Genomic DNA, 12,195 nt, shown 5'->3' on the forward strand with positions numbered 1-12,195 from the left:
ACTCCATGCCGATACGGCATCACTGCCATCGATAAACGATATTTTTTTGATGGGCGGCAGTGTCCCATAGTGGATTGACAACCCACAACAATGACTCGCCGTGGCGAGTGCGGAGCCAACCCATGGCCAAGCGCTACCTTGTCTTACTTACCCAGCACTTCACCTTGTGCACCCTGGCAATGATCTGGCCAGGGGCACTGATCGCCAACCGCATCGAGCCTACCGTGCTCGGGCTGCCCTTCCTGTTCTTCTGGTACGTCCTGTGGATGCTGATCCTGTTCGTCGGCATGTGGCTGGCTTACCTCAAGCAGCACGGAGGTGACCGCCATGACTGATTCCCTCATCGTTACCGGCATGACGCTCGCTTACCTGCTCATGGTGCTGTGGGTTGGCCTGCGCGCTCGAGGACAGAGCAGCTCCAGCCTGGAAGGTTACGTGGCCGGCGGTCGCCACGTCGGCGTGGTCATCCTGTTCTTCATTCTCGGCGCCGAAATCTTCTCGGCCTTCGCCTTTCTCGGCGCACCGGGCTGGGCCTACCAGCATGGGTCACCTGCGTTCTACATCCTCGCTTACCTGGGGCTCATGCCCATCGCAATCTGGGTCATGGGCCCCCGCGTGGCCGAGCTGGGGCGACGCCGCGGCTACCTGACCCAGGCCGACATGATCGCCGATCACTACCGCAGCAAGGGCCTGGGCGTCTTCGCTGGGCTGATCGGCGTGGTCGCCCTGCTGCCCTACCTGACCATCCAGATTGCCGGCGCCGGCCTGCTGTTCCAGGCGGCGACCGATGGGCTGGTGCCCTTCTGGCTGGGAGCCTTCCTGGCCTTCGTCGTCGTGGCGGCCTACGTCTTCTGCAGCGGCCTGAGCGGTATCGGCTGGACCAACCTGGTCCAGGGCATCATGATGATCGCCATCGCCTGGTTCCTGGGACTGGCGGTATCCGAGCGACTGTATGGCGGGGTGGGTGAAATGTTCGCCCGGCTCCAGGTCGAAATGCCGCAGTACCTGACTATGCCCGGCGCTACCGGCATGGGCTGGGGCGCCTTCAGCACGGCCATCCTTATTAGCGCCTTCGGCGGTTCCATGTGGCCGCACCTGTTCATGAAGTTCTACTCCGCCGACAGCGGTCGTAGCCTGCGCAAGGTCAGCGTCTTCTACCCACTCTATGCCTATCTGCTGGTGCCGCTGATGTTTATCGGCTTCGCCGGGATTTTAGCCTTCGCCGACTCGCCCCTGGAGCGCGCCGATACCGTCCTGCTCAAGATCGTGATGGACGTTGCCGACTTTTCGCCATGGGTTATCGGGCTGATGCTCTCCGGTGCCCTGGCCGCGGCAATGTCGACCGGTGCCAATCTCGCACATACCGCTGCCGTGGTGCTGACCCGTGACGTGCTGGGCACCACCGTCATGCGCCAGGCCAGTGACGCACAGGCAGTGAATGTGACCCGCTGGAGCGTGCTGGGCCTGTCGCTGGTGGCCTACGTCATCGCCCTGTTCAATCCCGCCTCACTGGTCCTGCTGTTGCTCGGCGCTTATGGCCTGATCGTGCAGCTGATGCCGATGGTCATGGGAGCGCTGTTCTTCCCGCGTCTCAAGCGGGCCAGCGTAATGGCCGGTGCCGCCCTGGGCAGCCTGGTCTTCCTGTTCTTCCAGTTCCTGGTCGATTCGCCCTTCGGCTGGCATCCAGGCGTATGGGGCCTGTGCCTGAACCTGGCCGCCATTGCCGTATGGCAGTCGGTCTCGGCCAGCACGCCCCAGCAAGACAACGCCACCGCCTGATACGACACAGTGGAGATGACCATGACTTATGCGCGTCCAATTCCCGCTCTGAAAGAGACTATCGACCGGCAGGTCGAGCACGCCTACGACGATGTCTATTGTCTGTATCGCCAGCTGCACCAGTATCCCGAATTACCCTTTCAGGAGCACAGGACCAGTGCCCGGCTCGCCGATAAGTTTGAAGCCTTGGGTTATACAGTGACACGCGGCGTGGGCCGGACCGGGGTGGTGGCGCTGCTACGCAACGGCGAAGGCCCCACCGTGATGCTGCGTGGCGATATGGATGCCCTGCCCATCGAGGAACAAACCGGCCTGGGTTTTGCCAGCCGGGAAGTCGCCGAGACGCCGGATGGAAAGCAGGTACCAGTAATGCACGCCTGCGGCCACGACCTGCACAGCAGTTGCCTGGTGGGCGCCGCTGCCGTGCTGACGAGCCTCCGAGAGCACTGGCGAGGCACCGTAATGCTGGTCTGCCAGCCGGCCGAGGAGATCTTCGGTGGCGCCCGCGCCATGCTTGATGACGGCCTGTATGAACGTTTCGCCCGTCCGGATATCGTCCTCGGCCAGCACAACATGCCGGCCCTGGCCGGCACGGTCGGGCATATTGCCGGCCAGGCGATGGCCGCCGCCACGACCTTGGGCGTTACCATCCATGGTGCCGGCGGCCATGGCTCGATGCCGGCGCAAACCGTCGATCCGGTGGTGATCGCAGCGCATGTCGTCACTCGTCTACAGGCCATCGTCTCGCGTGAAGTGCCACCCGACCAGGCGGTAGTCGTCACGGTGGGCAAGTTGCATGCCGGTACCCAGGGGAACATCATCCCGCACAGCGCCGAAATGGAAATCAACGTCCGAAGCTTCGACGATGAGTTGCATGGTCAGGTCGTGGAAGCGATCCGGCGTATCGTGCGTGCCGAATGCGAGGCCGGGTGCTCGCCCAAGGCACCGGAATTTCATGTGCTCTCCGAGACCATCACGCTCGCCAACGACGCGTCCAGCGTCGCGCGCATCCGCCAAGGCCATGCTGAGGCCTTCGGTGAAGAGAATCTTTTCGACATGCCGCGACTCAACGCCAGCGAGGACTTTGCCTATTTCGGCAATGCCCAGGCGGGCGGTTTCACCGGGGAGGACATTCCTTACGTCTACTGGTTTATCGGTACAATCGACGAGGCGCGCTGGCACGATACGCCGGGCAAGAGCGTTGCCGATAAGATGGCGCACCTGGAAATGCCCCATTCCCCTTACTATGCCCCCGGTCAGATAGCGACCCTGAAAGCTGGCATGAAGGCCATGGCATCCGGGGCATTAACATTTCTTCGCTCGGCCTGATTGTGCCTTGATGAGATGCTCTACCGAGAATTAACCAATAGAGGAAGCTTGAGTGGCAGGATGGATCTACTGGCTGGACCTGGCGGGCGTGATTGTCTTTGCGCTTTCGGGGATCATTATCGCCTGCCGTTCACGGATGGATCCTTTCGGCATGCTGGTGCTGGCGGCCGTGACGGGCATCGGCGGCGGCACGCTGCGCGACCTGCTGCTCGGCGTGCGCTCGGTGTTCTGGGTCAACGATCCAACCTACCTGTGGGTGATCATCGCCACCGTCGCGCTGTCGATCGTGGGCTTTCATTACATTCACCGGCTATCGCGGATCGTGCTACCGGTGCTGGATGCCTTCGGCCTGGCGCTGTTTTCGATCATCGGTGCCCACAAGGCATTGACGCTGGGCCATGCCGGTATCGTCGCGGTACTGATGGGGCTGTTGACTGGCGTTGCAGGTGGCATGCTGCGCGACGTGCTGGCCCGTCGTGTACCGATGGTCCTGCGCCAGGAAATCTACGCCACCGCCTCCATCGCAGGCGCCTGCACCTACGTCGTGCTGAGCGGTCTGGCCATCCATGCCTACCTGACCAGCATCCTGGGTATTCTGGTAATCCTGGGATTGCGCCTGAGTGCAATCTACTGGCACCTTTCCCTGCCGGTGTTTGCCTGGATTACCACGCCATCCGCGCCAGCACCACACCAGGCCGCTGACGACGCGGCCGGAATAGATAGCGAACCGGCCAGCCGGCGCCGCTCGAAAGCCCGCGTGCGCATGATTCCCCCCGGGCGGCGTCGTAGATAACCTCGTCCTGACGGGACATCACGACAAAAGACGCCGCCACCCTCTCGGGTGGCGGCGTCTTTTGTCGATTGCGTCTGAGGATAGTCAGGCCAGGCGCGTCAGCCAGCCATGGGTGTCCTCGCTACGGCCGTACTGGATATCCAGCAGTTGCTTGCGCAAAGAGCGGCCGACCTCGCCGCCATTCTCGGCGGTACAGGTGATGCGCTCGTTTTCGCCGACCAGTTGGCCGACTGGCGTGATGACGGCGGCCGTACCACAGGCAAAGACCTCGGAGATCTCGCCGGAAGCTGCCCCCTCGCGCCACTCGTCGATGCTGATCGGGCGCTCTTCGGGCTTGAGCCCGGCATCCTTGGCCAGTTGCAGCACGGAATCGCGGGTCACGCCCTCGAGGATGGTGCCGGTCAATGCCGGAGTCACGATGCGCCCGTCCTTGAACACGAAGAACAGGTTCATGCCACCAAGTTCCTCGACCCACTTGTTCTCCACGGCATCCAGGAAGGCGACCTGATCGCACTGGTGGGCCTCGGCTTCCTTCTGGGCAGCCAGCGATGCCGCATAGTTGCCGCCGCACTTGGCGAAGCCGGTACCGCCGGGTGCGGCGCGGTTATAGGTCGAGGAGAGCCAGATCGACACGGGCTTGATGCCACCCTTGAAGTAGGATGCGACCGGCGAGGCGATGACGTAATAGTCGACTTCCTTGGACGGCCGCACGCCGAGGAATTTCTCGCTGGCGATCATGAACGGACGCAGGTACAGGCTCGATTCGTCGGCCTCGCTTCCCGGAGTCGGTACCCAGCCGATGTCCTGGGCGACCAGTGCCTTCAGCGAACCGATGAACGTCTCGGTATCGAGTTCCGGCAGGGCCAGCCGACGCGCCGAGGCACGAAAGCGTGCGGCGTTCTTCTCTGGGCGGAAGGACCACACCGAGCCGTCCGCATGGCGGTAGGCCTTGATGCCCTCGAAGATTTCCTGAGCGTAGTGCAGCACCGAGGCGGCGGGGTCCAGTGTCAGCGGGCCGTAGGGACGTACCTCGGCGTTGTGCCAGCCGTCGCTCGCCGTCCAACGCACGTGCGCCATGTGATCGGTGAAGAAACGGCCGAAACCGGGATTGGCCAGGATTTCCTCGCGCACGCGGGCATCGGTCGGGTTGGCATTCGGAATCAAGCTAAAGCCTGCTGTGGCCACGGGTATCGCTCTCCAGTGCAGAATGGCGGAAACGCTGAAATTCGGCGTGCGGTATAGGCGCTAATCATGACACGAATACTTCGTGGCGAGAAAGTCCGTTGCCGCATTCAGCAAGCAGGCTAACAGGCTCGCCGATCAACCTCTCCTGCCATGCAAAAACGCGCCACGACCGGCCGGCCGTGGCGCGTGTCAGCGCATTTCGCCATCGCGCTCAGAAGTCGAAGAACACCGTCTCGCCTTCGCCACGGAGGCGAATGTCGAAGCGATAGCGTACCTTGCCATCCTCGCTTTCCTCGCGCCGGGCAATTAGCGTCCGGCGCCGGCTTTCGGATTCCACCGCATTGAGAATCGGGCAGGCCGCGTTGGCCTCGGCTTCGTCCTCGAAGTACATCCGGGTATTCAACTGCATGTTGATACCACGGGCGAACACCGCCAGGTTGATGTGCGGTGCCATGGGCTTGCCGTTGGCAGCATTGACGATCCCCGGCTTGACGGTGGTCAGCGACCATTCGCCACCGGATTCCACCGTGGTTGCGCTACGCCCGAAGCTGTTGAACGGCTTCTCGAGATCGAAATCGCACTGGTACTCGCCGTGGGCGTCGGCCTGCCAGGCTTCGATGAAGGTATCCCGCACCAGATCGCCATTACCATCGATCACGCTGCCCACCACCTCGATGGGCTGACCGTCGGCCTCAGGGGTGGCCATGCGGCTCCAGATTTCTTCCTGACGCGGGGGCAGACCGGCAATACTCAGGGCCAGGCCGATGTGCACGTATGGGCCGGCGGTCTGCGAGGCGGTCTCGCGCAGCATGAGGTCGGTGGTCGGCGTTGAATTCGGCTGTTTCATGACATTCCCCTCACACGTTCTCGAAATAGGTCTGCAGTTCGCCACGCGTCACGATATCGAAGCGATAGGCCAGGCAATCCATCGGCCGGCTATGCGCCATGTCGAGACGGCCGACCATGGTCTGCACGGCTTCCGGGTCGTTGAGGGTGCGTACGATCGGGCAGATCGGAATCAATGGATCGCCCTCGAAGTACATCTGGGTAATCAGGCGCGTGGAGACCGACGGCCCCATCACCGAGACATGGATGTGCGACGGGCGCCAGGTGTTGATGCCATTCGGCCACGGGTACGGGCCGGGCTTGATGGTGCGGAAACGGTACCAGCCATCCTCGTCGGTCAGGCAGCGGCCTACCCCGCCGAAATTGGGATCGAGCGGCGCCAGGTACTGATCCTTCTTGTGGCGATAACGGCCACCGGCATTGGCCTGCCACATCTCGACCAAGGTGTGCGGCACTGGCTTGCCGAACTGGTCGGTAACACGACCGAACATGATGATACGCTCGCCTACCGGCAGGCCATCCTGCCCCTTGCCCTCGCGGTAATTGAGCAGCAGGTCGTTGTCATGCGAGCCCATGCGCAGATGCTGGAAGTCGGGCCCGCTGACCTCGGAAATCGATGGCGATTGCAGGCTGACCAGCGGCTGGCTGGGCGAGCGGGCCACGGCGGTCTTGTAACCGGGGGTATAGGCGACGGGATGCCAGGAGCGATCGCGCTCGACGAAACGCTTGCCCTTGTTGAGAGGCATGGGGTTATCTCCTTTCAGTGCCTTTGTTATGCGGCACATTGTCGCCCACGGAGAAGATTAACCAAGTGAAAAGTCACCTAGCCCACATAACCTATAGGTTATGACACATCCTGCCTGGCCGAGTGACGGCGTATTGACGCACTCGACGCATCCAACCTACAACACCGCAACTATTTTCCGAGCCGGTGGTCAGTGACTGGAAACGCCTTCTCCTGCCGGAGCATGCCATGCTGATCAAACCACGCAATCACCTGACCCTGGGCGAGAACGACGTCACTCCCGAGTCGATCTACCTGTCGCGCCGCAAGTTCCTCGGCGGTGTCGCCGGGCTCGGGTTGGCAGCGAGTCTGCCGCGTGCCGCCTGGGCAGGCCCCGATTATGACGATGTCGCCAAGGCCAAGGGGCCCGAGTGGTTCGAGGCCAAGCTGGGCGACACCCGCTGGAACGCGATCACGGCCGAAGACAAGATCACGCCGTCCGATGATGCGACCCATTACAACAACTTCTATGAGTTCGGCAGCGACAAGAGCGATCCGGCACGCCGCGCCGGCCAGCTCAAGACCGTGCCGTGGTCGGTGACTGTCGACGGCGAGGTGGGCAAACCCGGCCAGTACGCGCTCGAGGACCTGATCACGCCGAGCCGCTTCGAGGAGCGCATCTACCGGCTACGCTGCGTCGAGGCCTGGTCGATGGTGATTCCCTGGCTGGGCATTCCGCTGGCCGAGGTGATCAAGCGCGCCGAACCTACCGGCAAGGCCAAGTATGTCTACTTCGAGACCCTAGAGGATCCCAAGCAGATGCCCGGTCAGGCCTCACGCTTCGGACTGATCGACTGGCCCTACCGTGAAGGCCTGCGCCTGGACGAGGCGATGCATCCGCTCGCCTTCCTGGCGGTCGGTATGTACGGGCGCGTGCTGCCCAACCAGAACGGCGCCCCGCTGCGTCTGGTGGTGCCCTGGAAATACGGTTTCAAGAGCATCAAGTCGATCGTGCGCATCTCGCTGGTCGAATCCCAGCCCAAGACATCGTGGAACATGCTGGCACCCAACGAGTACGGCTTCTACGCCAACGTCAATCCCGAGGTTGACCACCCGCGCTGGAGCCAGGCCACCGAGCGGCGCCTGCCCAACAGCCTGTTCAGCCCCAACGTCATCGACACGCAGATGTTCAATGGCTATGCCGAGGAGGTCGCGAGTCTTTATCAGGGCATGGATTTACGGAAGCATTACTGATGGCAGCACAACCCCGACATATCTTCGCCTGGCGCCTGCTGGTCTTCGCGGCTGCGCTGACGCCGATCGGCTGGTGGTCGTACCACGTTGCCGTCGGCGCCGCCGGCCCCGAGCCCGGACGCTACCTGTTGCTCAACCTTGGCCAGGGGGCACTGGTTCTGCTGCTGTGCACGCTGAGCCTGACGCCGTTGACGAAGCTGACGCGCTGGAAGGGCTTCAGCGTGATCCGTCGCCAACTCGGCCTGTGGACGTTCAGCTACGCGTCACTGCATTTGCTCAGCTACCTGCTGTTCATCCTCGGTCTCAACTGGACGGCGCTCGGCGAGGACCTGCAAAAGCGACCTTACATCATCGTCGGGGCGCTGGCCCTGCTGATCCTGCTGGCCCTGGCCGTGACCTCCAACCGCTACGCCATGCGCAAGCTGGGCAAGCGCTGGAAGTCGCTTCATAAATGGGTCTACGCCGCGCTGTGCCTGGTACTGCTGCATTTCCTGTGGGTGGTGCGTGCCGACCTTGCAGAGTGGAGCGGCTATGCCGCGGTCGGCCTGGGACTGATGCTGCTGCGCCTGCCTGCTGTCGCCCAGCGCCTGCCGCGATTCGGCGGGCGACCGAAGCGCGCCCGCGCCTGACACCGTTCAATCAAAGCATTGACTGAAGAGCTGGCGAGCGCAGCCAGCTTTCAGGCAACGCTCAGGGGTCGCGCTGGCCCGCCAGGTCCCGCAACTGCTCGATCAACCGCTCCGCCGCCGGCGACAGGGCCCGGGTGGCATTGATGCACACCCCGACCGAGCCGCCATGCGCCTCGATATCGACGGGCAGACGCACCAGACTCCCTTCGGCCAGATCGCTGCGCACGGCGTCCAATGGCGCGACCCATAGCGCGTCGGTGCGCTGTACGTAGCGGCGGCTCAAGGTCAATGACAATGTTTCCAGTGTTACGGGCGGCGGCGGGCCACCCTGCTCGACCCAGAAACGTTCGACCTGCTCGCGCAGTGTGGTCGGCGCCGGTGGCACCACCCACGGGTAGTCGCCCAGTAGATCGGCACTCAACTGCGCACGTGTCAGGCACGCCAGGGCATGCCCGGCGCGAGCCATCAGCACCAGCGGCTCGTGGTAAAGATGCTCGAAGCTGAACCCCCGGCTCTCCCGCGCCTCGCTCATGCGCCCGAGGACCAGGTCCAGCTCCCCCAGCCCGAGTTGCGACAGGAGGTAGGCACTCGGCCCCGAATGCACCTTAAGACGTATGTCGGGAAAGCGCTCATGCAGTGCCTGAGCGGCCTGCGGCAGCAGCCCCTCCTCCACCGTCGACAGTGCGCCAATTCGCACCACTGCCTCGCCGCTTGCCGGCTGGCGAACAGCGGCCAGTCCCTCCTGGAGCAGGTTGATTGCCGGCCCGGCATGGCGCAGCAAGGCCATGCCCGAGGGCGTGAGCGTCACCCCTCGCGGGCCGCGTTCGAACAGCGATGCGGCGACGGCCTCTTCCAGTTCGCGAATGGTCTTGGACATGGCCGGCTGGGTAATGGCCAGGGTATCGGCCGCCCGGGCGAAACTGCGCTGGCGGGCGACTTCCAGAAAGGCTTGCAGGTGGCGCAACTTGATCCTGGGGCTGAGCATGGTCATCGCGTCGGCGGTTGTCGCATGGCCAGCAAGGCAATGCCTGGACTTTCCAGATTGCCTGCGCCAATCAAGGGGCGGGGCGTCATACCGTGTTCCTTGTCATCAATGAGCGAAGGCCCACCCCACGGCGAACGCCCCATCGGGCGGTTTCAGGGCAGGCGTGGCGGGCTACCCGTCACATTGGCGAGTACCTGGCGGATCGCCTCGGCAACGATATCCGGATGGTCCTCGGGATTGAAGTGCCGGGCACCGGGAATTACCTCGACGCCGGGCGCACCGAGCAGCATGGCCAGTCGCTGCGCCGAGTCGACGCTCAACGGATCCTTCTCGCCCCAGACGATGCGCACCGGCAGTTCCGGCCGGGTTGCCAGGCGTGTGGCAGCCTCCATCGTATCGGCAGCATGCAGGTATCGCGCCTGGTTGGCGAAGCCGGCCGGCCCCGTCGGGCGGCTGTAAGGCTCCCACAACAGCGCCGCAGATTCCTCGCCGCGCCCGGCATCGTCATGACCCAGATCCCGGATGCCGGTGTGAAACAAAGGTTTGAGAACGCCCGGGGGCAGCATGTCGACCAGCGAATGGCTCTGCTGCACCAGCTTCATCATCGGCACCGGCCAGTTGTCGAAGGCCACCGAGTCCACCAACACCAGGCCGGCAAAGCGCTCGGGATGCGCGGCAAGCAGTGCCTGAAGCACGCCGCCGCCGACATCATGGCCGACGAACACCGCACGCTCGATGCCCTGAGCCTCGAGCCAGAGCTGCAGATACTCCGCCTGGGCGGGAATCGAGATGGCTCGTCCCAGCCCTTCGTCGATCGAATAGCCGTAACCGACCATTTCCCAGGCCAGCCGGGGGGTCCCCGTTTCCTCGAGTTGCGGGATCACGTAGCGCCACAGCCGGGGGTTGGTTGGAATGCCATGCACCATGACGATGGGCAGCTTGCCGGGCGACCGTTCGCCGTGCTCTTCCCAGCGCATCAGGATACCTTCCACCAGCGCGCTGCGGGAGAGCGCCGGTGCGACGGGCATGTCATCGGTCCCTGAGCGGCGCGCCTTGAGGGTCTGGCGTTTCTGATAGGCGGCATAGGCAAACCAGGCGACCGTACCCCACAGGGCCAACCGGCCGAGGCCCGACGACTTGCGAGAGCGTGAGTTGTCCATAACGACTCCTGAGCATGACGACGTATCGGAAAGAAAGGCCTCGCCAGATGCGAGGCCTGCCGTCAGCTTAGGCACACTCCTTCATCAGCGCGTAATCTCCCCGCGCCACGCTCAGATCGGGTAATGGCGCGGGCCGAGCTGCATCGTCATCCAGCGCAGCTCGGTGAACGCCTCGATCCCCGCCTTGCCGCCGAAGCGCCCGTAACCGCTGGCCTTGACCCCGCCGAACGGCATCTGCGGCTCGTCGTGCACGGTCGGCGCATTGATATGGCAGATGCCCGACTCGATCTGCCCGGCCACGCGCATCGCCCGTGCCGTGTCGCGGCTGAACACCGCTGCCGACAGGCCGTACTCGCTGTCGTTGGCCACGCGGATCGCCTCGGCCTCGTCGGCCACGCGCATCATCGCCACCACCGGCCCGAAGGACTCCTCGCGGTACAGGCGCATGGCGTCGGTCACGCCGTCGATCAAAGTCGGCTGCATGATCACGCCGTCGGCCTTGCCACCCGAGGCCAGGCGGGCACCCTTGGCCACGGCATCGTCGATCAGCGCATTGAGCTTCTCGCCCGATTCGCGGTTGATCAGCGTGCCCAGCGCATTGCCCTCGCCACACGGGTCCCCGGCGCGTAGGCTGGCGGCCTTGGTCGCCAGCTTGTCGGCGAAGGCATCGGCCACGGCATCGGCGACGATCAGGCGCTCGGTGGACATGCAGATCTGGCCCTGGTTGAAGAACGCGCCGAAGGCGGCTGCCTCGACCGCGGCGTCCAGGTCGGCGTCGTCGAGCACCACGAACGGCGCCTTGCCACCCAGTTCGAGCAGCACCGGCTTGAGCTGGCGCGCCGCACGCTCGGCGATGATCCGCCCCACCTGGGTGGACCCGGTAAAGTTGATGCGCCGCACTGCGGGGTGGTCGATCAACGCGCCGACCACCTCGGCGGCCTGGGCCGGTGCGTTGGTGATCACGCTGACGATGCCGTCGCCGAGGCCCGCCTCGACCAGCACCTCGCCGATCAGGTGATGGGTCGCCGGGCACTGCTCCGAGGCCTTGAGGATCACCGTGTTGCCGCAGGCCAGCGGCGTGGCGATGGCCCGGGTGCCGAGGATGATCGGCGCGTTCCACGGCGCGATGCCCACCACCACGCCACACGGCACGCGCACGCCCATGGCCAGGTTGTCGGGCACGTTGGACGGGATGATGTCGCCGTTGATCTGGGTGGTCAGGGCCGCGGCCTCGCGCAGCATGCCGGCGGCCACCATCACGTTGAAGCCGGCCCAGCCCGGCGTGGCGCCGGTCTCGTCGACCATGCGCTCGATGAACTCGGCCTGGCGGGCTTCCATGCGCTCGGCGGCCCTGAGCAGGGCCATGCGCCGCTCGCCGGGGCCGGTCTTCGACCAGGCCGGGAAGGCGCAGGCCGCGGCGTCGGCCGCCGCCTGGGCATCCTCGACCGAAGCGGCGGCCGCCTGGGTGACGGTCTCGCCGCTCAGCGGGTTGGCGCGCTCGAAGGTGGCAG

Annotated in this window: 12 protein-coding genes; 6 read left to right on the forward strand and 6 right to left on the reverse strand. The window is 64.3% G+C overall.

Annotated elements, in window-relative coordinates; all coding sequences use genetic code 11:
- Positions 1 to 122 precede the first annotated feature (122 nt).
- From BM194_RS18975 to BM194_RS18990, 4 genes are read left to right on the forward strand one after another with little or no spacing between them, the layout of a single operon-like run.
- Positions 123 to 335 carry a DUF3311 domain-containing protein gene (locus BM194_RS18975; RefSeq protein WP_092850172.1) on the forward strand — a complete coding sequence of 71 codons (213 nt, stop codon included), beginning with the start codon at positions 123 to 125 and terminating at the stop codon, positions 333 to 335.
- Complete coding sequence (locus tag BM194_RS18980) at positions 328 to 1,779, forward strand: sodium:solute symporter family protein (RefSeq protein WP_092850174.1); 1,452 nt, start codon at positions 328 to 330, stop codon at positions 1,777 to 1,779. Before BM194_RS18975 ends, BM194_RS18980 begins: the two co-directional genes overlap by 8 nt.
- A gap of 21 nt (positions 1,780 to 1,800) precedes the next feature.
- The gene (locus tag BM194_RS18985; protein ID WP_092850176.1) at positions 1,801 to 3,108 is read left to right on the forward strand and encodes an amidohydrolase; all 1,308 of its coding nucleotides are present in this window, start codon (positions 1,801 to 1,803) and stop codon (positions 3,106 to 3,108) included.
- A 52-nt stretch (positions 3,109 to 3,160) separates the two neighbouring features.
- Positions 3,161 to 3,901 (forward strand): trimeric intracellular cation channel family protein, encoded by a 741-nt coding sequence (locus tag BM194_RS18990; RefSeq protein WP_092850179.1) that lies wholly within the window; start codon positions 3,161 to 3,163, stop codon positions 3,899 to 3,901.
- A gap of 84 nt (positions 3,902 to 3,985) precedes the next feature.
- Here the strand turns inward: BM194_RS18990 and BM194_RS18995 are convergent, their stop codons facing one another.
- From BM194_RS18995 to pcaH, 3 genes are all read right to left on the reverse strand, one after another.
- A complete protein-coding gene (locus BM194_RS18995) occupies positions 3,986 to 5,086 on the reverse strand; it encodes a branched-chain amino acid aminotransferase (RefSeq protein ID WP_092850182.1) in 1,101 nt (366 codons plus the stop codon).
- A gap of 211 nt (positions 5,087 to 5,297) precedes the next feature.
- On the reverse strand, positions 5,298 to 5,933 hold the full coding sequence (gene pcaG / locus BM194_RS19000) for a protocatechuate 3,4-dioxygenase subunit alpha (RefSeq protein WP_092850184.1): 636 nt from the start codon (positions 5,931 to 5,933) through the stop codon (positions 5,298 to 5,300).
- A 10-nt stretch (positions 5,934 to 5,943) separates the two neighbouring features.
- A complete protein-coding gene (pcaH, locus tag BM194_RS19005) occupies positions 5,944 to 6,678 on the reverse strand; it encodes a protocatechuate 3,4-dioxygenase subunit beta (RefSeq protein ID WP_092850187.1) in 735 nt (244 codons plus the stop codon).
- 227 nt (positions 6,679 to 6,905) lie between these two features.
- On the opposite strand from pcaH, the gene msrP reads away from it, so the two are divergent.
- Both msrP and msrQ read left to right on the forward strand, forming a co-directional pair.
- The gene (gene msrP / locus BM194_RS19010) at positions 6,906 to 7,910 is read left to right on the forward strand and encodes a protein-methionine-sulfoxide reductase catalytic subunit MsrP (protein WP_092850190.1); all 1,005 of its coding nucleotides are present in this window, start codon (positions 6,906 to 6,908) and stop codon (positions 7,908 to 7,910) included.
- Positions 7,910 to 8,539, forward strand: coding sequence for a protein-methionine-sulfoxide reductase heme-binding subunit MsrQ (gene msrQ / locus BM194_RS19015; RefSeq protein WP_092850193.1), 630 nt, complete (start codon positions 7,910 to 7,912; stop codon positions 8,537 to 8,539). Before msrP ends, msrQ begins: the two co-directional genes overlap by 1 nt.
- Positions 8,540 to 8,600: 61 nt before the next feature.
- Here the strand turns inward: msrQ and pcaQ are convergent, their stop codons facing one another.
- The 3 genes from pcaQ to BM194_RS19030 all read right to left on the reverse strand — a co-directional run.
- Positions 8,601 to 9,524 carry a pca operon transcription factor PcaQ gene (gene pcaQ, locus BM194_RS19020; RefSeq protein ID WP_092850201.1) on the reverse strand — a complete coding sequence of 308 codons (924 nt, stop codon included), beginning with the start codon at positions 9,522 to 9,524 and terminating at the stop codon, positions 8,601 to 8,603.
- A 152-nt stretch (positions 9,525 to 9,676) separates the two neighbouring features.
- On the reverse strand, positions 9,677 to 10,684 hold the full coding sequence (locus BM194_RS19025; protein WP_092850195.1) for an alpha/beta fold hydrolase: 1,008 nt from the start codon (positions 10,682 to 10,684) through the stop codon (positions 9,677 to 9,679).
- A 111-nt stretch (positions 10,685 to 10,795) separates the two neighbouring features.
- Positions 10,796 to 12,195: aldehyde dehydrogenase (locus BM194_RS19030; protein ID WP_092850198.1), on the reverse strand; the 1,400-nt coding region annotated here is incomplete at its 5' end.

This window comes from Modicisalibacter xianhensis (genome assembly GCF_900113605.1).
GTDB lineage: Bacteria > Pseudomonadota > Gammaproteobacteria > Pseudomonadales > Halomonadaceae > Modicisalibacter > Modicisalibacter xianhensis.